Genomic DNA, 24,966 nt, shown 5'->3' with positions numbered 1-24,966 from the left:
GGAGGCTATAACCAGCGGTGAACAGATACAGAAGTAATCTGTGAATTGTTTTACTAAGGTAAGGGGTCATTTTGCCAACCTCAATACCCTAAATAGGGTATTTTTCACTGTCCAAGTACCCTATTTCAGGTATAAAACGAGCAAAAAAAGAGCTCTGATCCTTTTTTATGACCAGAGCCCGGCAGATTTTATTGCTATGAAGGGTTACTTCTTACTTATTTTGACCACATACCTAAACGTCTCAGCTTCGTCAGTCAGCACCAGGAAGTAAACTCCTGATCCCAGATTGCCCAGATCTACTTCCGTCCTGTGGGTGCCCATTTGATGGTTAAGTGGTACCTCCTGAAGCATGAGCCCCTGCAAATCCAGAATTTGCATCTTCAGATCTGAAACGCGTCTGTAGACCGTATAGTCGGTGATCATCTTCCCTTTTGTGGGATTCGGATACAATACAAGATCCTTCACATAAGGCTTCTCAACACCCAGTATTTCATCAATATTCACCTTGATACCTTCCTCAGTAATGGTAGCATTGAGCTGGAAGGTCTGATTCTCAAAATCTTCACTGATCGTAAACTTGATCTGCGAGGTAGTATCCATCGGAACACCCGGATATTGAATATTGATCAGGTACTCTCCCGGAGGAATTTGGTTAAATGAAAACTCACCTTCGTCATTAGATTCCACATAAGCAAAAAGCTCATATTCGTCATTCTGACCGGTTCTTCCCCCACCGGAGCGGGTACGTCTCCTCAGTGAACATCCGGCTTTCTTCACTTTTCTTCGCGCCTCGATCCTTCCATCGCTTTCACCATCCTCAGCAAAATTCGTTTCCACCAAACCAACAAGTTCTCCCCCTGTTGGATCTTTTTCGGGAACAGGTTTTTCCTGCATGAAAATATCTATTCCCTGAGCTTGCTCCAGGAGGTATAATGTATCAGCCTCCACCCAATCATTGGTACTTACGTAGTAGGTTTGAAGTACATCAGGAAAGGCATCCACATCATTTTGAACCAGCAAAATGAAATCACCCAGAACTACCTCATCAATAATATATTCTCCAGTTGTAGCATCCACAGACGCACTATCTGTTAACTCAAATGGTCCGTCGAAGATCCTGTAAATATTCACCTGCCCTGCTGTGAGCGGGGTACCTTGATCATCGGCAAATACCTGCCCAAATACATCCGTTTCTGCATAAACTGAAAAAGGCTCTGTGGTTATGGTAAGACCGTCCAGTCCGGCTATCTGAGATACCGAAAGCGTGTAAGCCCCCATCTGAGAAAAATCCGCATTTGTGATCCCAAAGGTTTCGCCGGTACCGACATTCGCACCTTCCAACGCCCAGGTATAAGTAGCGCTATAACCATTCAGTTCGGGAAAACTAAGGGAATAACCTGAACCGGCAGGAATAGTGTCCTGATCTACCACCCCAAATGCTTTCTGTGGCGCATAGTCGTAGGTAAATGTGGTCCCCTGGGTGTTAGCCAAAAGATCCCCAATCCCCAATCGGTTATTTTCAAGGTTGAGGCTGGTCAGGTTAGGAAAGGAAGAAACATCGGGAAAACCGGTTATTTCATTGCTAGACAGATCAATAGTGGTCAATCCTGTCAGATCCGCAAAGGATTCGGGCACTGCACCATCCAGTCCATTACCAGGCAACTCCACTGCTGTGACACGGCCTCCGGTAACAGTCACTCCAGCCCACTGGGTGTCCGCCAGCGAATTGTTGGCTGACCAGTTGGTACTGGTAGACCAATTTTCGCCTCCTGTAGCATCGTATAAAGCCAGCAGCGTTTCCTGGTCACGAGCCAGGGTAGTTACCCGGATCTGTACGGAGGCATCGTCCGTAAATTCCACATCACTTACGCTAACATTCAGCGTATAGTCGGCTTGTGTTTCATAGTCAAGCTGTATGTTATCCAAAACGGTGATCTCGCCAGTGTTTTGCTGAATAGCAAAAGCGCCACTGGGATTCCCACTCTCGATAACAAATGTTAATAAATCGCCTTCCGGGTCAGTGGCCGGAACGATGCCCACCACTGTTCCGTTAGCTGCATCCTGGTCGACCCTGAAGGTTTTATCTGTAGCAACCGGAGCTTCGTTTACATCGGTAAGATTGACTGTGACTGTACCAGACCCGACATCCGAACCATTATCAGCCTCTATAGTAAGGGTAACCGTTTGAATGCTCTCAAAATCCAGCGCTGATGAGTCAGCTACAACCAATTCGTCAGACCCATTGATAGTAAAGGTACCGGGAGCACTGCTTGAAGCTATGCTCAGTGTAAGTGGTACATCAAAAGGATCTGTCGCTACGATGGGCCCTATTACCGTTCCATTCGGGGGATTCTCCGGAACGGAAAAGACCAGATTCTCGACAACCGGGACGGTAGACTCTACCACATCCTGGACATCTACCGTGACGGTAGCTATATCAGGCAGGGTACCATCCGTAGCCTCTATGCTCAGTACAAATTGCGGATTTATTTCAAAATCCACCTGAGCGCTATCTGCTATGGTTATCTCACCTGAGGTTCCATCCAGAGCAAATGCTCCCAGTTCGTTACCAGATAAAATGCTATAAGTAACAACCAGGCCATCCGGATCTACACCACTTACGGTACCTACTACAGATCCTGCTGCTGAGTTTTCAACAATGGAAAAGGTAAAGTCAGGAAATTCAACGGCTTCATCTATGTCGGTGATGTTTACCGTGATCGTTGCGGGATCAGGGTTGGTTCCGTCTGTGGCTTCCACTCCCAGTACAAACTGAGTATTCACTTCATAGTTAAATTGCGCACTATCAGCAATTAATATTTCTCCCGTACTGGTGTTGATACTAAAAGCATTTGTAGAATTTCCTGAAGTGATGCTATAGGTCACCCCAAGTCCTTCAGGATCTGTAGCAGCCAGGACTCCCACAACAGTAACTGCAGCGCTATTTTCATTGACACTAAATGTCCCATCTGCTAATAATGGCGCTTCGTCTATGTTATTGACATCAATAGTGATCTGAGCAGTGTCCGCTACAGTCCCTGCCAAGGCAGTTACTTCTAGAATAAATTGTGTGGTTGTCTCAAAATCAAACTGTGTACTGTCAGCCACTGTCAGTGCTCCTGTATTGGTATCCAGTGCAAATGCTCCAGACCCATTTCCTGATTCAATGCCATATGTTACAGTCAACCCTTCAGGATCTGTGGCAGCCAGGGTTGTGATCAATACACCTGAAAATGGATTTTCCGATATACTAAAAGTCCCATCTGATAAAGGAGGCGCTTCGTCTATGTCGGTGACGTTTACGGTGATCGTTGCGGGATGAGGATTAGTGCCATCAGTAGCTTCCACTCCCAACACAAATTGTGTAGTTGTTTCAAAATCAAACTGTGTGCTGTCAGCAACGGTTAGTTCTCCTGAAGTTGAATTCAGTGCAAAAGCTCCTGAACCATTTCCCGAAGTGATGCTGTAAGTCACACCAAGTCCTTCAGGATCTGTAGCAGACAGGGTTGTGATCAATACACCTGAAAATGGGTTTTCCGATATGCTAAAAGTCCCATCCGGTAAAGGAGGCGCTTCGTCTATGTTATTGACATCAATAGTGAGCTGAGCAGTGTCCGCTACAGTCCCGGCCAAGGCAGTTACTTCTAGAATAAATTGTGTGGTAGTCTCAAAATCAAACTGTGTACTGTCAGCCACTGTCAGTGCTCCTGTATTAGTATCCAGTGCAAAGGCACCTGATCCGTTTCCTGATTCAATGCCATATGTTACAGTCAATCCTTCAGGATCTGTAGCAGACAGGGTTGTGATCAATACACCTGAAAATGGATTTTCCGATATACTAAAAGTCCCATCCGGTAAGGGAGGCGCTTCATCTATGTTGGTGATATTCACTGTAACATTGGCCGAATCGGTTAACGACCCATCAGATGCCTGAACGACCAAAGCAAAACTGGTAGTAGATTCAAAATCAAACTGTGCACTATCATTGACAACCAGAATAGAATCATTACTTATGGCAAAAGCTCCTCCCGGATCACCACTTGAAATAGAGTAGGTCAAAAGGTCTCCATTCACGTCTACAGCTCGAAGGGTGTCTATCGCAGCTCCGTTTAGAGGATTTTCAGTAACCGAAAAAGTGATGTCTTCAAAGATCGGGGCTGCGTAAAAATCGTTAAACAGCACATATAAGCCCCGGTTTGGAGCGGTAGAAAACACATCCATATCCCCATCCCCGTCAAAGTCAGCCGCATTAAAGCTATAAGATGAAATGGCTGGTCCCCCTGTGTCCTCATTGAATACAAACCCGGTCGTTCCATCGTTTAGGAACAGTGAATTGCCATAAGTTTCATCAGCAAACAATACATCGATCTCTCCGTCCTTATCAAAGTCTTCGGCAATTACACCCTGAGTACGGTAGGTTCTGTTTATGTTTGTTTCGAGTGAAAAAAAGTAAGTGGAAGAATCATTCTTCATAATAGGGTTGTACCCTAAATAGGTCCCGTAATCAATATCATTAGCAACTGCTATATCCAGATCCCCATCGCCATCAAAATCTGCTAAATCAAAATCTACAAGGTCCATGCTACTACTAAGGCCTGCATTTTGATAGGAAAATGATCCGGACCCATTATTTAATAGCGTTATATTATTGTATTTACCAACGGCGAACAGGTCAATATCACCATCACCATCTATGTCTCCATAGGTTTCCATTCGTGCTACTCCGGATGCAGGATATACCGAATAATTTTGTACTCGATTAAAGCTGCCATACCCATCATTGTCCATGAAACTGATGGTCGGAGGACCATTGGAATTATCAATGAATGCCACCTCAAGGTCCGAATCCGCATCGAAATCGCCTATAGCGGCTGCATAGATTTTATCTCCCGTAGACAAAGTATCCGGAACCGGTACTGTGAAATTGCCAGCTCCGTCATTAAAAGCTACCTGGAATAATAAATACTGATTGGCATTATAATCATAATTCAGATCTCCACCTGTAAAGAGGACATCCAGGTCACCGTCCCCATCCAGATCACCAATATCCACATTTTCCGCAAGAAAGCCCATCTGGTCAGCAATGGTTTGGATCACACTAAAATTCCCATTCCCGTCATTGATAAATACCTGGTTAAGCTTATTCCCTATCATATCCGGGTCCCCATCTCCATCCAGGTCCGCAATATCTGTTTTTGTGGCAAATATCGGGTTGATCATGGCATCATTGGCTACCGAAAAGTTGCCAGTTCCATTGTTGTCAAATAAGGTGAGTTCGTAATAGGCTGCCCCGATCACTTCGAAATCTGCATCCGCATCAAAATCGCCAGGAAACAATGCATCAAAATCGCCAAATTTAGCTGGGAACTGCTCAGAAGAATTGGATAAGCTTCCAGCCGTATTAGTGAAAAGTACAAATTTATCAGATCCACCATAAGTTTCCATTAAGAAATCCAGGTCAGTATCTCCTTCAGCATCAATCAGTGAAATTTCATCCACAGACCCGGTATAACTCTGATAGGATCCCATACTAAAATATCCTGCCCCATCATTTTCGATGATACCAAGATATTGCCCTGAATAAAGACTAAAGCGCACCCCAAATTCAAGATCCCCATCACCATCAATATCCCCTTGCGCAATTGCATAAATACCATTGGCACCAGGCCGCGTCGATGGAGGCGAAAAAGTAGATATAGTTGTTGTAGAAAAATTCAGTGTGGAATCATTCCTGAAAAAGGTGAATTGCTCATATTGATAGGGTGAGCCAAAATAGGGTTCGGTAATTACCAGGTCATCGTCACCATCTGCATCAAAATCCCCAATAACCACATGGTTTGCAGTATTGATATCCACCAGCAGGGAATCAAAGGTAAAATTACCTGAACCGTCATTAGTAAGCAGATTCCAGTCATTAGTGCCGGACGCAAGACCCTCAAACTGAACCAGGAAATCAGGACTATTACCTACAGGGAAAAAATCAGCGACTTTGACATTGTTGATCTTAAGGGTATCGTTGTAAAATACCTGGCTGGAAGTGAAGGTACCTGCCCCATCATTTATCAACATCCGAATTTGATCTGTCGCACCGTATTCTTCAAAAACCATCACATCCAGATCCCCATCTCCATCAAAGTTACCAACAGCATACCCTCCAAGCTTATGAATAGCAGTTTCAATTAAAGTGCGGTTTTGGAGGTTTCCGCTTCCATCATTGAAAAATATGGTGTGATCGCCAGTCTGCACAAACGAAATTGCATCCTGATCTCCGTCTCCATCGAAATCCCCAAACGCAAAATCTTCGCTCACTATCCCTTCACTTATAATTTTTTCCGGCCTGAATGGAACAGTCTGTGCCTGGGCTCCTGCCACGGTGATAATCCCAAAAGCCAGTGCCATCGCCCAGTGCTTCAACCTCACCGTGGATCGGATACCCAACTGACGCTCGATCTGCTTCAGCTTGTTGACTAAATGGTATTTATCCCGATTGGTCTTTTCTGCAATCTTGCCAGTTTCAAGATTTTTAACAAAACGGGTTTTTAACTTCTGATAGGCTGCTTTTTTTCTGGATTTTAATATTTCTGCTAATGACTTCACGACGGTGTTTTTATACTAGAAAGTCCAATTTTTTTTGAAATTAATTCATAAAGATCGTGATTTTGACGCACAATCAAAAACATCCTACAGTAGTCAAGAAATGAGTTTGACGAGTATATTGAATGCCTTAACCTTACAAAACAAGCGTTATATCTCAGAACAAGCTTTAAGAATAAGCTGACCTTGATCTCCTATCTATTGACGGCTTTACTTTTTTCCCATCTTTATGACTAACCGGAAACTTTCTGCCTCATCTGTCAGGATAAGAAAGTACATTCCGGATTCCAATTGAGATAGATCAACTTCGGTTCGATGGAAACCCACTTGATGATCCAAAACCTGCTCCAGCATTTTTTGGCCTTGCAAGTCAATTACATCCATTTTTAGGTCATTGACTTTTCGGTAGACGGTATAATCAACAATCATCTTCCCTTTTGTGGGATTCGGATACAGTATCAGATCTTTCACATAAGGCTTCTCTACCCCCAGTACTTCATCAATATCCACCTTGATACCTTCTTCTGTAATGGTAGCATTCAGTTGGAATGTTTGGTTTTCAAAATCCTCGCTGATCGTAAACTTGATCTGCGAGGTAGTATCCATCGGAACACCGGGATACTGAATATTGATCAGGTACTCTCCCGGAGGAATTTCGGTAAATGAAAACTCACCTTCGTCATTCGATTCCACATAAGCAAAAAGCTCATATTCGTCATTCTGACCGGTTCTTCCCCCACCGGAGCGGGTACGCCTCCTCAGCGAACATCCGGCTTTCTTTACCTTTCTCCGAGCTTCGATCCTTCCATCACCTTCACCCTCTTCAGCAAAATTCGTTTCCACCAAACCAACAAGTTCTCCCCCTGTTGGATCTTTTTCGGGAACTGGTTTTTCCTGCATAAAGATGTCGATTCCCTGTGCTTCTTCAAGTAGAAATAAAGTATCAGCCTCTACCCAGTCATTGGTACTTACGTAATAGGTTTGAAGTACATCCGGAAAGGCATCCACATCATTTTGTACCAGCAAAATGAAATTGCCCAAGACTACTTCATCGATGATGTATTCTCCGGTAGTAGCATTAACGGTCGCACTATCCGTGAGCTCAAACGGACCATCGAAGATTCGGTAAATATTTACCTGGCCAGCGGTTAGCGGATCTCCGGTTTCCGAATCTGCTGTTACCTTACCATACACATCTGTAGCAGCATAGATGGTCCATGGTTCGGTGGTTATGCTCAACCCATCCAGTCCGGAAATTTGAGATATAGAGAGTGTATAAGCCCCCATCTGAAAGAAATCCGCATTGGTGATCTCAAAGGTTTCACCGGAACCTACATTCGCACCTTCCAACGCCCAGGTATAAGTAGCACTATAACCATTCAGTTCGGGAAAACTAAGGGAATAATCTGACCCGGCAGGAATAGTGTCCTGATCTACCATTCCAAAGGCCTTCTGCGGCTCATAATCATAAATATATGTCCCCTGGCTATTAGCTAATAAGTCTTCTATCCCCAACTTGTTGTTTTCCAGATTTAGGCTGTCCAAATTGGGAAAAAAAGAAACATCCGGAAAGCTGCTTATTTCGTTATCGGATAGGTCGATGTTCGTTAGTCCCGTCAGGTCCGAAAACAATTCAGGCACAGCGCCTGTCAAGCCATTGCCAGGCAAAGCCAGCTCCGTAACACGGCCTCCGGAAACAGTCACTCCATCCCATTGAGTATCTGCCAAAGAATTGGTTGCTGACCAGTTGGTACTGGAGGACCAATTTTCGCCTCCGGTCGCATCATACAGAGCCAGCAGTGTTTCCTGATCACGTGCCAGGGTAGTTACACGAACCTGTACGGAGGCATTATTGGTAAATTCCACATCGCTTACACTTACATTTAGCGTATAGTCTGCCTGGGTTTCATAGTCAAGCTGCGTATTATCTAAAACAGTGACCTCACCGGTATTTTCCTGAATGGTAAATGCGCCACTCGGATCTCCACTCTCAATGATGAATGTCAACAAGTCACCCTCAGGATCCGTTGCAGGGATTGTGCCCACTACCGTTCCATTAGCCGCATCCTGATCAACTCTAAAGGTCTTATCCTGAAGGACCGGAGCCTCATTTACATCGGTGACGTTTATCGTGATCGTTGCGGGATCAGGATTCGTACCATCAGTAGCTTCCACTTCTAAAATGTATTGCGTAGTAGCTTCGTGATCAAAAAGTGTACTATCAGCAACTGTCAGATCTCCCGAAGTTGAATTCAGTGCAAAAGCTCTTGATCCATTTCCCGAAGTGATGCTGTAAGTCACACCAAGTCCTTCAGGATCAGTAGCAGCAAAAGTGGTGATCAAAGCTCCATTACCAGGGTTTTCGGGAAAGTCAAATGTACCGTCTGCTAATAGTGGCGCTTCGTCTACATCGGTGATATTCACTGTAACATTGGCCGAATCGGTTAACGACCCATCAGAAGCCTGAACAACCAAAGCAAAACTGGTAGTTGATTCAAAATCAAACTGTGCGCTATCATTGACAACCAGAATAGAATCATTGCTTATGGCAAAAGCTCCTCCCGGATCACCACTTGAAATAGAGTAGGTTAAAAGGTCACCGTTAATATCCGTGGCTCGGAGTGTATCTATTGGGGAACCGTTTGCCGGGTTCTCAGCTACTGAAAAAGTAACATCATCAAAAATAGGTGCTGCGAGAAAATCATTGAAAAGAATGTAACTGGACCGATCTCCTTTTACACTGAAAATATCCATGTCCCCATCTCCATCAAAATCTCCTTTATTAACAGAGTAGGAAGTGCTTGTGGTACTATTTAAATCTTTTGCAAACGTGAACCCATTGGAGCCATCATTTAGAAAAAGCTCATCTTCATTGGGATAACTGGCAAAGAAAACATCACCCAACCCATCCGAATCAAAATCAGCAACAGCCACGTCTTTTGTGGGATTTGTAGATAAAAATGAGGTCTCCTGTGTTAAAATACTGGTCGTAGAGTCATTCCTCAAAACAAAATTATTGAGATAATACCCACTGGAATTATCAATATCATTACTTAAAACGGCATCAAGATCTCCGTCTCCATCTATATCTCCATAATCCAACCCTTTAGTATCTACACTTCCACTTATGCTCAACAGGTATCCATAATAACTGATTGATCCGGCTTGAGTTTTAAAAACGGTCGCATTGTCACCTCCTGTAAGGATATCCATATCTCCATCATCATCGAAATCTGCCACCACACCACCTCCAAAATTATTGATAGCATAAAAGCCAGATCCGCTACCAGCAATAACAACACTTCCTGATGGATCAATATCAAAATAACGAATGGACCTTGGACCTGAACTATAATCCAATACGAAAAGCTCTAATGTTAAGTCTCCATCAACATCTGCAAGTGCAGAGTAAAAAATCCCACCGGCACCCGCATCTGAAACGGTATCCAAAGGCTGAACCACCATGTTACCAGCCTGATCATTAAGCCCAACCTGGATCAGAGCCCCATCCGGCTGATTTAGCTCCTCTCCGGTAAAAACCACATCGAGGTAGCCATCCCCATTGATATCTCCTAAAGAAACGTCGCCTGAAAGCAGTCCGTTGCTGTGGGATATCGTCTGGGCCAGGCTGAAATTACCTAAGCCATCATTGTGAAGCACCTGACTTAAGCGGTTGGTAACGATATCTAAGTCACCATCATTATCTACATCTCCAATAGCTGATTTCTCACCAAATATGGGGTTGATGAAGTCATCACGATATAAGGAAAAAGTACCCGTCGAGTTTTTAAACAAGGCAAGTTCGTAATAACCAGCCCCCAGGATATCATCATCTCCATCACCATCCAAATCTCCGGGGATCAGTGCATCAAAAACACCTAACTTTCCTGAGAATGTCTGAGGATTTAGAGAGAATGTAGAGTCGGAATTATGAGTAAGTATTCGATCTTCACCATTGTAATTGGCTACCAGGTCGATATTGGTATCCCCATCTGCATCTATTGTTCTCAAATCCCCTACATAGGAACTAAAAAAACTACTTTTTTCGTCTATAAAATAACCGCTTCCATCATTCCTGAAAGTACTCAAATATCTTGAAGAATAATCAAACGAAGTGATGATATCTATATCTCCATCATCGTCTATATCTCCTACTGCAGTTGTAATATTACTTGGGGAAGGGTTGGAACTTGGTGTAGAATAGGTTGTTTGCGAAAACATCAAGGTGGAATCATTCCTATAAAAGGTGACTCCCAATGATCCATTGATACTCACAATATCGTCATCTCCATCCGAATCAAAGTCTCCTGTATAAATCTCGGATGTAAGAGCTAAACTAAATGCAGGTGTATTTAAGGAAAAGTTTCCAGCTCCATCATTCAAAAGATTTTGAAATTCGGGTGCGCCACCTGTATTTTCAAATTTGACCAGAAGATCCAAATCATTATCAGCATCCAGGTCTGCCGGATAAACATTCAAAATGGAGTAGTTATTCCTATAGTATGCCTGACTTGAAGTAAAGGAAGTGCCATCACCATCGTTGCTGAGTAGCCTAAGGTGATCATAATTCCCGTACTCTTCTAAGAACATAATGTCCTGATCCCCATCCCCATCAAAGTCACCAATGAATGCATCATCGAGCTTTTGATTAGCCGGCTCTACCACCGTGCGATTCCCTAAGTTGCCATTGCCATCGTTGAAAAAAATGGTATGATCACCATTGTAGACCAAAGACAGAACATCGGTATCTCCGTCATTATCAAAATCAGCATAGAGCATCTTTTCATCAACAATGCTCTCGGAAGGGAGCTTGGACGCTCGAAAAGGAACTGTAGGATCCTGAGCTGATGCAGTCATTGTAATCAAACCAAAAGCCAAAGCCATCGCCCAGTGCCTCAACCTCACTGTGGAACGGATACCGAGCTGACGTTCGATTTGCTTTAGTTTGTTGACTAAACGGTATTTATCCCGGTTGGTCTTTTCTGCAATCTTGCCAGTTTCAAGATTTTTAACAAAACGGGTTTTTAACTTCTGATAGGCTGCTTTTTTTCTGGATTTTAAAACTTCTGCTAATGACTTCACGACGGTGGGTTTATATTAGAAAAATCCAATTTAATGATGTTTAATTTATAAATATCGCATATTTATTTTACAATAAAAATACCAGGCAAGGGAAATATAGTTATTCCATGTGCAGTCAGGTAATAATAAAATTCAGTTAATAAATCATTTATAACCCTTTTATACACTTCCTGAGTTTGGTTGGTAAGATCCCTCAGTATCTAGCCCCCTTAAAGTAATAAACTTTCAAAGGATTTCCTCTGGGAGAGAACCCAATAAGGGTAAAACCAGTTACAGTAACCACATCCCTGATCTTTTGTAGCTGGGGACTTTCAACCTCTGCAAAGACCCCAATGGGGCTGGGGTTCATTTCTCGATGAATTGACTCAAGAAATTTAAGTGTAGCAGTGGTGAGCCTGATAAACAGGCCGGGAACCCGGTAGGATGGATCAACCAAGCCCCTGTAAACAAAAAAATAATTTTTTAACGGTTCATATCTGGTTACAACTGCTGTAGTGATTCCAACTATTTTCTCCTCATTATTCCTCGCTACAAATACCACCTGGCTAGCACGTTTACGAGGATTTACTCCAGGCGGTAATGCTTTTAAAGCCTTCCACCTGCTTATGATCTCCGATATCAGATCTTCGGATTTTTCACCCCATACCTTCTGGAGCCGAATGCCATATAACTGATCACCCTGACTATCCATCGATGCCCATTTTCATTGAAACAATGCTTCGAACAGTTAATTTCTGGCTAAAAACCGGCTCACCTGCAAGTACCATTTTTTCGAGCTTCGGGAGCATAGCTTTGATAATTTCGGTTGCCTCCACAAAAGCCATCTGACTTCCCAGACAGCGATGAATTCCATACCCAAAAGACAGATGGTCATATTTCGGCCGGTTAAGGTCCAAATCATCTGGCAACTCAAAATGAGACGGGTCACGATTCGCCGATCCCAAACAAATGGTAATTGTGCTGCCCGCAGGAATCACAAGACCGGACATTACAAGGCTTTGAGTTGTAGTGCGCCCTGTTAACTGAACAGGAGAATAAAGCCTTAAAACCTCTTGAACAAAATTTTCGATAACTCCCTCCTGCCTTAATGATAGGATTAATTTTTTTCTATTAATAAGCTGTAGCAAACACATACTGATCAGGGCGGAGGTTGTTTCAAAACCAGCAATAAATAAAAATACCAACAATGCTACCCCATCAATATCCTTATTTTCCTTTTCCTGACAAAATCGCTTAATAGCTCCAGAAATTGTTTCACCTTCGGGATCCAGTGATTGATAAACATCCAGCAAAAATGAATAAAGCCTTTCCCCGGCTCCTTCTGCCTCTTCCAAATCCCGAATATTCAAATAAGGATCAAGCAACCGGACCAGCCGAAAGCTATCAAGCATAAAAGACTGGCCTTCCTCTCTGTTTACGCCCAAAACATCACAGATCATCCACACAGGTAATTTTTTGGACACTTCTTCCACCACATCAAATGTTGGAGGTAATTGATCTGCAATCTCCCTGCTGATTTGAACGGCTTTCTCCCTGATTACATCTGCTGACGGCCAATAGCTGGAAAGCAACGAGTGGATCCTGGTGTGTTCAGGTGGATTTAGCTGGATCAACATCCCGGATATGGCTCTTTCTGAAGCTGGAAAAGCTATATTTCTGCTTTCTGCATAACTTGACATTTTTCTAACCCATGCTGCCCTCACTCCTGTTTTGCAACTTTTGTCCAGAAGTACTTGACGCGCACCCTCATAATCCATCACTACAAAATCACCAGTGTTTGCTTTGAAAACCGGAGCCTGTTCCCTGATCCGGTGATAATACGGAAATGGATTGGAAATGAATTCAGGATTCGAAGGCTTCCAAAGGTTAGCGGGGTCCATTTAACAAAGAATCAAGGTAAGTTGCAAATGATAATATAGTCGGGTTATCGTACAAACTCAGAGGATCAATATCGACATTAAAATGCTCTTCCAGATCCCTTAGCAGGAATATGGAGTTAACAGAATCAAGACCCATATCATAAAAAGTTGCTTCATCACTTATAGCACCGATATCTCTGTTTAATTCTTTCGAGATCAGTTGCCTGATCACAAGGGAAATTTCTGATCGGTCTGACATATGAATAATAAGACAAATTGTTTATTCTTTCATTTAAAAAGTAACAATTATTGGGATTGCTCGGGGATTTCGGGTTCATACCAAAAAACCTGATCAGCCGTGGATATGGTCCTTTGATGCAGTCCCTTACCCAAATTCATAATATTTGGTCGTTGTACCCCGTGTAAAACCTTCACTTCAAATAATTCCTCCACGGAATTGTTATATATGATAAATCCAACTTGCTTGCCGGTAGGTATGTACACAATACTGATCCCGCAAAAGACTGAGTCCTTAGCAACCGGAGCTTCCTTGAAAAGAGAGCTGCTCTGCCTCAGCTTGGACATAGCGATAAACAGGTAATCTCCGATCCGATCCATGCCTCTGAGAAAACCATTGAGTTTGGTCATCACTTCGTATTTTCCCTGCTCAGGAAATACATGAACGAGCTCCCCCGTACCGGAAAGCAGCATAAACATGCCATCATCATACAGTCGCGGGCTGTGTGGAACGGACAGGTCCCGTAAAATCACTTCATTGCTATCCACATCCATCAAAATCCCGGAAGTAAGCATCTTTTCCTTCCACCCGCGAGGGGTGTCTGTCTCTCCCAGAGCAGTGACATATTTCGGCTTACCTTCCTGCAGGGCCATACCATTTAGGTGGCACCGGTCTTCAGCCATCAGCTGAGTGACAAAATGTGGCCTCCAAATAGGTTTAAAGCTAAACTCCTCGCTGCTTTCCATCAGGCAGGAAAAAAGAGTATTGACTGCTATCAGCCTATTGCCAGACCAGGAAAGATCGTGGATATCAAGCGGACCTGTGTAGTAGGATGTACGGGGAACAAACATCGCATCATAAGTTTCCGGGTTTGGTTGGTAATTTTTGGCGAGTCCCGGAGCATTGGAGGTAACGATGATTTCACTTTGTAATGCTATAGCCCATTTGTTACCGCTTACAGCCATTCCCATGGGTCTGAGAAAATTCCTGGGAAGCTGGATAAGCTTGTCCTGGTCCTGTGGAGAGAAAATGACCACTTTACCCGTTTGATACGTGCTGATCGCCAGTGAAATATTCAGGCCCTGGAGCAATTCAGGCACATTCGGGCTAAATCGAAAACTAAACGGAGGGGGTACTTTAGGCGCTTCTTCCATATCTTGATGTTGGCTTAGCCTCTAAGATAAAAAAAGCGCAGGAATTACTGCGATGAGACTTCTAAATCTAGTAGACTCTCTCCGGATGACATCAAACACAGGGAGATTTAAGAGCTGATCACTATTACACTAACAGTCATGCCCGAAGGGCATCTATCCTTAATCAAAAAGTCTTCTATTCTGTATAGACTCCCTCCGGGAGTGACATTATGGGATCAGGAGCAATTTCTTTGTAGGGTAAAAAGCAAGCCCCGGCTAAACAGCCAGGGCTTCATTTTAATCATATAGATCGGCGTTGATAGCTTTGATTTACTTTCTGATCACTTTTATGTGATGTTTAAACGTTTCGGCATCATCCGTAAATACCAAAAAGTAAACACCTGATTGATATCCTGACATATCTATTTCTGCACGATAAGCTCCCATCTTGCTTTCTAAAGCTCTTTGAGCTATGGTAGCTCCCTGCAGAGTAGTTAGCTGAAGGTTCAGACTTTCGATCTTTCGGTTTATGGTATAATCAGCGGTCAGTTGACCGGCTGTTGGGTTCGGATAAAGGCTGACATCCTTGATGTACGGCTTTAGAACGGAAAGCACCTCATCTGATTCCACTACAATGCCTTCATCGGTAATAGTAGCCTTAACCTGGAAAACCTGCTCCTGCTTATCGCCTCCTATTGTGAACTCTACATCCGAAGTTTCATCCATTGGCACCCCCGGATATTGTATGTTCAAACGATAAACCCCTTCAGGGATTTCCGGAAAGACAAATTCTCCTTCATCGTTAGATTCCACATAGGCAAAGAGCGAAAACTCATCTTCATCCTGGTTTCCACGACCACCACCAGACCGTGTCCTTCGCCTAAGAGAACAACCTGCCTTCTTAACCTTTCTTCGGGCTTCAATCCTTCCGGCAGATTCTTCATCTACGGGATCAGCCAGGTTTGTCTCTACTGTTCCGTTTATAGTGGCCCCGAGCGGGTCCGTTTCAGGCTCCGGACGGAAAACCATCTGCAGATCAATGTTATCTACGACTGACCTCACCACTAACGTATCGGCATTTAACCAGTCCTCCGTGCTGACATAGTAGGTTTGGATAACATCAGGCCAGACAGTAAGGTCCGGATCACTTTTTACAATGAAATCACCAAGTACCAGGTCCTCTACCAAATAGGTACCATCGTTAGCAATCTCCGCACTGTCAGTAAGTATGAAAGGCCCGTCATTTACCCGGTAGATGGTTACTTGTCCAGCATCCAAAGGAGTACCTTCCCCATCCGCAAAAACAGTTCCTGTCAATGAGGTGGTAGCCCACAAATTTCTGTTACGGGTCTGGATTTTCAGGTCAGGAAGTTTTTCGTTAGAGGCAACCAAACGATAAGCTCCCATTTTATCATAAACTACCGAGTCCACCATCAGGCTGGTAGAGGTTGCTCCGGCCACAGCCACAGAATCCTGAGCACTGCCAAAATCATCAAAGATCCACTGGTAGGTATTTCCCGTTCCGGAAATACTACTTGTCAGCACCTTATCTTCTCCGGCCTGCACCGTATCATTCTTTGTTATCCCATATCGCTTTTGAGGAGCATAATTGTATGTTGCCAGCCCTGAATCCAGATTAGCGATCAGCTCTTTAAATCCGAGCCTGTTTTTTGACAGGTCAAGTGAATTCAAACTGGCCAATCCGGATAATGCCGGCACCATTCGCAACTCATTGTTGGCCAGATTAAGCGTCTCCAGTTTACTCAGGTTATTGATAACATCCGGTATGGAACCCTGAAGGAAATTACTGGAAAGGTCCAGGCCTACAACCCGTTGGTTTTCTACAGTCACGCCATACCAGGCTCCAACGTCTTCATTTGTTAACCATTCGGAATTATTTTCCCACTCCTCTCCCGTAGTAGCTGTATAGATGATTGCCAAAACGGTAGAGTCTTTGGAAAGCCCGAAAGAAAGAATGATGAAATTCCCTGGAATGAATCCGGGATAAATGGTTTCTGTAACTCCATTTGATATGGATGTGGTAGCTGATGGATCTCCAGCTACGGCAATGCTGCTGTAATCGCCACCTGTAGCTACACCTCCGCCCATGGAGGTGGTATATCCGCCATGCGCAAACTGTCCAAGGCCTGCCAATGGCATCAAACCCAGCATGGAGTACATTACAATGTATCTTAACTTTTTCATAATTGATACGATTAAGATCATTACTTACCTGCTCCTTGTGCTGATGTACCGATCAGAGCTTTTATGGCATCTATTTGTTTCTGAAGAGCTGCTACTTCATCGTTATGTTTTGCCTCCAGTGAAGCCTTTAAGTCTGCGTTTTCTGCCCTCAGGTCCGTGACTTTCTGATTCAATTCCTTGATCGCCTCAATCAGAACACCAACCATCTGAGCGTAGTTGACAGCTTTCATCCCTTTATCATCAGTGAGTACAAATTCAGGAAATACTTCTTCTACTTCTTGTGCGATCACACCTATTTGCCGTTTTTGAGATTTGTTTTTATCGATCCAGTTGTAAGAAACACCTCTCAGCTTGTTGGTATTGTCCAAGGCATTGTCAAGGGTTTGGATGTTTTCTTTTAAGCGACGGTCAGACGTCTGTACGGTGCCATCAGAAGATTGAAGAATGTTTCCCGCTACTGTACCTGTAGCAGTAATATTTCCTGAATTTCCTTGAATATTGATTGTATTAGCACCACCTGAGTACATTTCCATCAGTGGGCCATTGGTCGTGTCCATATTGATGACATAGCCATCCGTGTAGGCATCAAAGCCAGCAGAGATACTGTAGGCATTTAATCCCAGGTGTCCGGCGGTACCAATCAGGTCGAGCTTTCCTGTCCCAAAATCATCAAACAAAACAACCCGATCATTTGCAACCGAATCTCTTAAAATAAGTTGTCCGCCTTTGTTCATACCATTGCTTTGCAGGACAACTGTTTCATAACCAGCACCCTCAGTGGTCTTGTGTAGGGCTAAAACTCCGGCATCATAAGTACCATCAGAATAGACGTCCAGATTAACATTAGCCCGATACCAACCACCTCCATCGGTTTTAGAACCAAACATCTGGAAGGTAGGGTGGTCATTTTCTTCCCAGGGTTTACCTCCAATCTGGAAGTTGAGGGTTTCGGTTCCCCATAAAAACATTTCGGCACTCGTACCAGTGGGATCAATTCCCCCCGGATCATTAGCTGCCTGCACAGAAAAGAGACTATTTACATCTCCACTTACGTTACCCAAAGGTCCAAGAAGTTCCAGTCGTCCTGCAGTACCAATGGTGCCTACTGAGTCCACTCTAAACTGGCCTCTTACATCCCAATTGAGATCATTACCTCCTTTCAGCTCAATAAAAGGCTGCTCCTGAGGACTGATACTCATAGTGATACCGTTCGAGACTCCCTGTCTGACACGTTCGCTGGAGTTGATATTTATTTCTCCTTTGTGACTTCCTAATCCATCATCATAGGTGTTCAGGTGAACCAAAGGTGAAAATGGTCCGTCACCATTGTTATTACTTTCCAAAATCAATGAAGGCAACCCGCCGGGATGATACCCCAACATAGCACCAGTATTGACTCCTGCGGTATCATAACCTACGATTTGCATGATGCCACCACCTCCGTTATGGCCCAGCCATGCACCATTGAGGTTGTTTGAATCAAACAGAAGCAAATTGCCGTTTCCATTGCCATTTACCCGCAGGTTGGCTTTCATATTTCCACTCTGGTCCTCCAGAACGATATCTTTGGTTTTAATACTATCTGTTGAGAAATTGGAGCCACCGAAAGGCTCTCCGTTGACCATCAATGTACCATTGACATTCACATCACCATCAAACCAACCCGCATAATTTTCATTGATTCCATTATATGCTATACCATAAACTCCTACGTTCCTGCTGGCATTTTCTCCATAAGCAATTCCCTTTACTCCATAATGCTCACCGGTTCCTGATCCGTAAGCTTCAACAAATGCTCCTACATGGGCAGAGTCTGATGGGGTGCCACCGGAATTTGCCCGGCCCCATACTGCCCAGTTGGTACCACCTCCTCCGGCATAGCCCGAAAGTCCGACACCATGCCCGGGGCCAGTAGCTGTATATTGAGCCTGTAGAGCTCTGCCACCAACTTCTGAGTTACCATAAAGAGATGAAAGCTGACCTGTAGTATACGCCTGCGGATCAGTAAGCTCCGTCTGGTTATTAATACTCCGTCCATTTTCAGCGTACGCGAAAAGACCTGTGTTCAGTCCTTCTCCTTTAGCCTCTACATAAGCTCCTGTTCTGGATCCTGTTCCAAAAGAAGTACCGGTAGAATTATTTATAACTTGCAGAGCTGTAGTAGTAGTATCGGTAGACTCTTTAATTACAAACCTGCCTGCTTTGGCTCCATAAGGAGCATACAAGGTGACCGGAGAAAGATCCGTACCATCTACATTGATCCCCATAGATACCTCATCGGAATTATCAAATAAAGAATCCGGCAATGGAGTGATACTACCCAGTACTACACTGTAGAAGCCATCCAGGACACCAACATCGGGATGGGTTTCGGTCCACCCGGCACTGGCTATGGAAAACTCCAGTGTGACAGACCCGGAAAAGGGCTCGTCATTTTGGGTTAGTTTTCCCTGAAAAGGGATTTTCTGCGCTTGCGCAAATAATACAACGCATAATAAAAAGGGGGTAATTAAGATTTTTTGCATATTGAAAGTATTCGGTTTTGACATGACTAACTGGGTATTCGTTCCCGCAATGATCTCAAAAGATAGGATGTTTGTAGCTTCTTTTCGATGAATGAATGCTGCTAGCCGATTATTCTTTGTGGGTGCCGGAAATTCATTTGCGAATGAATTTCCGAAAAAGAAAACTTACCGAATACTCACCCCTAAACCCACAGAGGTTACATGATATTTCTGAATGGTATGTGAAACGCTAGCCGTTATAGCCAATAACTTAATGGTAATACCCATGGAAAGATTCATACTGCTATTCCCGTATTTGAAATCTATGGGGTCATCCGGCAGGTCTGTGTATTCATCACCTATTGGATAAGTGCCCAAAATCTGAGTTCTGGAACCGGCTCTACTATAGCCTACACCTCCAAAAATGGTGATCAGGTCAATGTACTCTTTAGAGGCAATAGCCTGTAGGTTCAAGCCATTTATTCTAAAAACTCCTTCATTGTTTTCAGTTTCAGGCTCATCATAATTCAACCCGGTTGTAACCTTCAACCGGTTAAAAGCACCCAGGAAGGATATGCTTATGTCCCTCACAGCCAATCGATCAAACCACTGAGCCAAATCATGCTGCACGCCTAATCCAAACATCGAAACTGTGGTCTCACCAAAAGTTAGTTTGGGAATCAACCTTAATTTCAAATCTGTCTTTTTAATGATGCCTACACCCACTTGAAACATGGGGACAGGAACAGCATTAACGCCAATCCTGTTTTTAAAGTCTATGGCTCCCGGTGGAGATGATACACGAACAAGTTCCTCCCCGTTTTCATTCCGGACCATCAGCTCCGGACGGTCGACCTTACTTTGCGGACCAAATAAGGTAGGGAGATTACCCTGTGTTCCATCCGCCAGCTGAATCTTATCAAACTGATCATTGCGAAACAGAAAAGTCTGAGCTTCCCTGGGTATAAATGCTACATTTCCCGATATGGAAATATCAAAACCAAACCTCTCGTGTGTTTCGGCTGTATTGTACCATCCACTGGTAAACCCATAGCCAATACCGTTAAAAAGAGGCTCCAAATAGCGTTGAAGGTATTTTCTGGCATCCTCATCTCCTATCTGAAGGTAGATATCTTCTTCATCTTCCTGTGCCCGACAAAAATTCACGAAACAAACAGCCGAAAAAAGTAACAGCAGAGCCTTCTTCATATCAAAAATCCAGTTGAGCGGCAACAGTAGTATCAAAATACAGAGAAAAAATCAGCGACCCGGGTTGCTGATCGCCTGTGAAGGTTAGCCTGAGTGTGATTTGTCCACTTTCATTAACGTCATTGGTTAACTGCTGTATCAGACTACTGCTTACATTTAATGTTACCAGATTAGTGGCATTAATTTCATAATCCTCCAGAACAAAAAATTCTGTCTCAGCACCATCACTCAAAACAGTTCCCCTGAATGTACCCCTAAGAGCTGTATTATCTGTCAGAGGTTCAATACTGAATGATACACCATTGACCCGGTAGCTTTCAGCATACTTTTTGTAATCATTAATAGCTGAATGGTCTTTAAAATCAAGGATTGCAGTAGTATCATACGCAGTGATATCGCTTTGATTTACCGGAAAAACAAAATCAATGTTTTTCGAAAAATCAAAAGCCCGGGCTTCTTCTTCACAGCTGCTCACCACGAACCAAAAGAGGAATAAGACGGTAATCTTCTTCACAAAGTAAGTTTTAGGGGTACTGATAAAGGTAAGAAATATGATTTAAAACCCGATATACTTGCATGAAATTCATTACTTTTCTATTTTGTCTATTTGTGTATCATTAAAAATATGTGACCGCTACCATGAAAAAACAACTACTATCACTTGCAATTGTAACCGTTCTATTTCAGGGAATTTGTTTTGCCCAGGGAATAACCTGGGAAGAGTATAAGTACATAACCAAAGGTTACCCTCAGAAGGATAAGCTTGGACTGGACATGAAGGACGGCTATTATGTGGAGAAAGATGTAAAAGGACACCTTACATCAGATTATATCTTTGAATTCGAAAATTTCTACAGAACGGCTGACAAGTCTTTTGTTGGGACTTATATGAAAATCTCCAGTACCTATAAAGAGGAGGTGCACCACATGTGCCTCCCTGCAATCAACCTGACCATAAAAGACCAGTCACATGATATTCTAAGGGATTTTCTAGTGCAGGTAGAGGACATGAAAGGCAAACTGGAAGATGAGATCTATCGTTACATCTTGCGTTACTTTGTTATTTATCAGACCGCCATTCAAAACAAAGCCGGTTTGGAAGGACTGGAAGCAATGGAGAAACTGGTGGAGAAATAACGGATCAGGGGTGATTTTTTGTTCGGAAGAAATAATGAAGAAGGTGTTTGAGACACCTTCTTTTTTTAATCATATTCCTGCATTAATCCCCCGAATCCGCACTGACCTAAATCAGAGATTTCACCTCGTCGATCAGCGACTGAATGGAACTTTTAGCATCCCCAAAGAGCATCCTGGTCTTTTCTTTGAAAAAGAGTGGGTTTTGTATACCTGAGTAACCTGTATTCATACTTCTTTTGAGGACGATCACATTCTTACTCTTCAAGATTTCCAGGATCGGCATTCCATAAATTGGTGATGAAGGATCATCAAGGGCAGCCGGATTTACCACATCATTGGCCCCTACTACCAGCGTTACGTCTGTTTCAGTCAGGGATTCATTCGCATCATCCAGATCGAGCAGCTTTGGATAGGGTACATCCGCTTCAGCCAGCAGTACATTCATGTGACCGGGCATCCTGCCAGCTACAGGATGAATGGCATAGTGAACGTTTACACCATTTTCTGAAAGTAAATTATCCAATTCCTTTATGGTCTTTTGAGCCTGTGCCACAGCCATACCATAGCCCGGAACTACCATCACATTATCTGAGTAGCGGAGCATGATTGCCACGTCATTGGCTGTAGCCTCCTTCACTACCTGCTCGCCTTCGCCTGCTCCGGCTGCTGCTGAGCTACCAAATCCGCCAATGATCACATTAAGCAATGACCGGTTCATAGCCTGACACATGACCACAGTAAGAATCGTTCCGGAGGAACCAACCAAAATGCCCCCAATAAGCATCATTTGATTATTATACACGATCCCTGCCAGAGCTGCCGCTACTCCCGTAAAGGCATTCAACAACGAGATAACGACGGGCATATCTGCCCCGCCAATTGGCTGAACAAAGGTTACCCCATACAAAAGGGAAAGGAGAAGAACAAGTGATGGAATGATAAGTAATGGATTTTGCGTCCATATTAAAAAACCAACAATGCCGAGAATTATAATCAATAAAGCAATATTTAGAATGCCGGCAGATGGGATTTTCCAATCCTTAATTTTACCTGAAAGCTTGCCGTAAGCAATGAGACTTCCCGTAAAAGCAACAGCGCCGATAAACATGGCCAAAAGGGTCGTAAGATGTTTGACAGGGTGTACTTCACCTCCCAGCTCCCCATTAAATATAAAGTGATAATTGTATAATTCTACTACGGAAATAGCTACAGCACAGGCTCCTCCAAGTCCATTAAACAAAGAAACGAGCTCCGGCATGGCAGTCATCTCCACCTTCTTTGCCATAACCAAGCCAATAACTGCACCAATAACGAGCGCTATAATGATCAGTAAATAATTATCGCCCCCTTTATCAAGGGGAGCAATCATAGAAGCCACTATAGCCAATCCCATACCAATTGCAGCCACGATATTTCCATTCCGTGCTGTAGATGGGTGACTCAGCCTCCTGAGGCCGGCTATTAAAAAAATGACAGAAATTAAATAGGATAGGTTGATGATTGCCTGCATAGTTACTCCAAGAAAGGCTTGCTTATTTCTTTTTAAACATTTCTAACATTCGGTTGGTCACAGCATGACCACCAACTACATTGATCATTCCCAGGATTATCCCTAAAAAGCCAAAACCAAGGGATATATAGTCATCCGATGCAGATTGCCTCACAAGGAGGATTGCTCCGATAATGACTACACCACTGATAGCATTTGCACCCGACATAAGTGGTGTATGAAGTACGGTAGGAACTTTAGATATTAGCTCAAAGCCGAGGTAAAAGGCCATGACCAACATGTAAAGGGTCATCGGATTTTCTTCGATGAATTGAATGATTTCAGACATAGTAAAAGCTTTAGATGGTTATTTCCGGCACTCCTGCTCCGGCAATGAGCGTTTTTGATACGATCTCATGATCATAAGGGATGCTTTCCACCCCATCTTTCAGGATAAATTTGAGGAAGTTGAACAGGTTATTTGCATATAAGCGGCTGGCCTCTTTAGGAAGCGAGTGAAACAATCGGGAGTTACCAAGAATTGTAACTCCGTTTACTTCAATCTGCTTCTGATCCTGGGAAAGTTCACAATTGCCCCCTGAACCGCTGGCCATGTCTATGATTACACTGCCCGGACGCATTTCTTTCACGGTAGCTTTCTCTATCAACAGAGGAGCTTTTCTGCCTGGAATATTAGCTGTGGTAATAATAATATCTGACTTGCTCGCTTTTTCATGAACAAGTTCCTTCTGCTTGCGGATGTAGTCTTCAGATTGCTCCACCGCATATCCACCTGCTCCCCGGTCCTCCGTTGCTCCTTCAACCTCAATGAATTTTGCTCCAAGGCTTTCCACTTCTTCTTTTACTGCACTTCTGACATCAAAAGCCTCAACCGACGCCCCCAACCGCTTAGCCGTGGCAATAGCCTGAAGACCAGCTACTCCGGCTCCCAAAACCAACACTCGTGCAGGTGGCACCGTACCCGCTGCTGTGGTCATCATTGGAAAGTAGCCGGGGAAAAGATCTGCCGCCAGAACCGTAGCTTTATACCCTGCTAATGAAGCAAGTGAGGAGAGTACATCCATTGATTGCGCAATAGAAGACCTGGGAACCATATCCAGGCTAAAAATCAAACGGTCGGCTTGCTTCAGATCAGCGATCAGTTCAGGATTGGAAAGCACATTGAACTTTCCGATCAGAATAGTATCTTCTCCGGTTTTTTGAAGCTCGGCTGATGAAATAAACTCGTCTAGTAAGATAACATCACTACCAGAAAGTACCTCATCACGCTCTACAATCGAAACTCCTTCCTCCTGATACAACTCATCCGAATAAAATGATGACTCACCAGCACCTCTTTCTACCTTTACTTCATATCCTTCTTTTATATACTTGGATGCCAACCCCGGCACCAATGGAACCAATGGGCTCGATTGGGATTTAAGAACACCTATTTGCATCAGCGAAATATTCTTTTAATTTTCCAGCAAAAATATAGATATTATTCGTCTTTAAT

Annotated in this window: 14 protein-coding genes; 1 reads left to right on the top strand and 13 read right to left on the bottom strand. The window is 43.6% G+C overall.

Annotation, left to right across the window (positions count from 1 at the left end; translation table 11 throughout):
- Nucleotides 1-204: 204 nt before the first annotated feature.
- The 10 genes from AC3E9V_RS08645 to AC3E9V_RS08600 all read right to left on the bottom strand — a co-directional run bounded on the left by AC3E9V_RS08645 (nucleotide 205) and on the right by AC3E9V_RS08600 (nucleotide 21,338).
- The gene (locus AC3E9V_RS08645) at nucleotides 205-6,597 is read right to left on the bottom strand and encodes a cadherin domain-containing protein (RefSeq protein WP_488752791.1); all 6,393 of its coding nucleotides are present in this window, start codon (nucleotides 6,595-6,597) and stop codon (nucleotides 205-207) included.
- Between the two features lie 207 nt (nucleotides 6,598-6,804).
- Nucleotides 6,805-11,676: an FG-GAP-like repeat-containing protein gene (locus AC3E9V_RS08640; protein ID WP_488752790.1), complete on the bottom strand. Its 4,872-nt coding sequence runs from the start codon at nucleotides 11,674-11,676 to the stop codon at nucleotides 6,805-6,807.
- 193 nt (nucleotides 11,677-11,869) lie between these two features.
- On the bottom strand, nucleotides 11,870-12,367 hold the full coding sequence (locus AC3E9V_RS08635; RefSeq protein ID WP_488752789.1) for a hypothetical protein: 498 nt from the start codon (nucleotides 12,365-12,367) through the stop codon (nucleotides 11,870-11,872).
- Nucleotides 12,360-13,556: a cytochrome P450 gene (locus AC3E9V_RS08630; protein ID WP_488752788.1), complete on the bottom strand. Its 1,197-nt coding sequence runs from the start codon at nucleotides 13,554-13,556 to the stop codon at nucleotides 12,360-12,362. The genes AC3E9V_RS08635 and AC3E9V_RS08630 overlap by 8 nt, the downstream gene beginning before the upstream one ends.
- Entirely contained in the window at nucleotides 13,543-13,794 is a 252-nt protein-coding gene (locus AC3E9V_RS08625; protein WP_488752787.1) for an acyl carrier protein, read from the bottom strand. The genes AC3E9V_RS08630 and AC3E9V_RS08625 overlap by 14 nt, the downstream gene beginning before the upstream one ends.
- 47 nt (nucleotides 13,795-13,841) lie before the next feature.
- A complete protein-coding gene (locus tag AC3E9V_RS08620) occupies nucleotides 13,842-14,927 on the bottom strand; it encodes a TIGR03032 family protein (RefSeq protein ID WP_488752786.1) in 1,086 nt (361 codons plus the stop codon).
- A gap of 309 nt (nucleotides 14,928-15,236) precedes the next feature.
- Nucleotides 15,237-17,111 carry a T9SS type A sorting domain-containing protein gene (locus AC3E9V_RS08615; RefSeq protein ID WP_488752785.1) on the bottom strand — a complete coding sequence of 625 codons (1,875 nt, stop codon included), beginning with the start codon at nucleotides 17,109-17,111 and terminating at the stop codon, nucleotides 15,237-15,239.
- 20 nt (nucleotides 17,112-17,131) lie between these two features.
- Nucleotides 17,132-19,636, bottom strand: a complete 2,505-nt coding sequence (locus AC3E9V_RS08610; protein ID WP_488752784.1) for a tail fiber domain-containing protein — start codon at nucleotides 19,634-19,636, stop codon at nucleotides 17,132-17,134.
- 165 nt (nucleotides 19,637-19,801) lie between these two features.
- Nucleotides 19,802-20,824 (bottom strand): DUF6588 family protein, encoded by a 1,023-nt coding sequence (locus tag AC3E9V_RS08605; RefSeq protein WP_488752783.1) that lies wholly within the window; start codon nucleotides 20,822-20,824, stop codon nucleotides 19,802-19,804.
- A gap of 1 nt (nucleotide 20,825) precedes the next feature.
- Entirely contained in the window at nucleotides 20,826-21,338 is a 513-nt protein-coding gene (locus AC3E9V_RS08600) for a hypothetical protein (protein ID WP_488752782.1), read from the bottom strand.
- A 125-nt stretch (nucleotides 21,339-21,463) separates the two neighbouring features.
- Between AC3E9V_RS08600 and AC3E9V_RS08595 the strand changes: the two genes are divergently transcribed.
- Nucleotides 21,464-21,961, top strand: coding sequence for a hypothetical protein (locus AC3E9V_RS08595; RefSeq protein WP_488752781.1), 498 nt, complete (start codon nucleotides 21,464-21,466; stop codon nucleotides 21,959-21,961).
- A gap of 106 nt (nucleotides 21,962-22,067) precedes the next feature.
- On the opposite strand, the gene AC3E9V_RS08590 is transcribed toward AC3E9V_RS08595, so the two are convergent.
- From AC3E9V_RS08590 to AC3E9V_RS08580, 3 genes are read right to left on the bottom strand one after another with little or no spacing between them, the layout of a single operon-like run.
- On the bottom strand, nucleotides 22,068-23,471 hold the full coding sequence (locus tag AC3E9V_RS08590) for an NAD(P)(+) transhydrogenase (Re/Si-specific) subunit beta (RefSeq protein ID WP_488752780.1): 1,404 nt from the start codon (nucleotides 23,469-23,471) through the stop codon (nucleotides 22,068-22,070).
- A gap of 22 nt (nucleotides 23,472-23,493) precedes the next feature.
- Complete coding sequence (locus AC3E9V_RS08585; protein WP_488752779.1) at nucleotides 23,494-23,799, bottom strand: NAD(P) transhydrogenase subunit alpha part 2; 306 nt, start codon at nucleotides 23,797-23,799, stop codon at nucleotides 23,494-23,496.
- 10 nt (nucleotides 23,800-23,809) lie between these two features.
- Entirely contained in the window at nucleotides 23,810-24,910 is a 1,101-nt protein-coding gene (locus AC3E9V_RS08580; RefSeq protein WP_488752778.1) for an NAD(P) transhydrogenase subunit alpha, read from the bottom strand.
- Nucleotides 24,911-24,966: the final 56 nt, after the last annotated feature.

It is taken from the genome of Marinoscillum sp. HNIBRBA16962 (assembly GCF_057801515.1).
The sequence above is the reverse complement of the archived record's forward strand: the minus strand, read 5'-3'. Positions and strand labels throughout refer to the sequence as shown.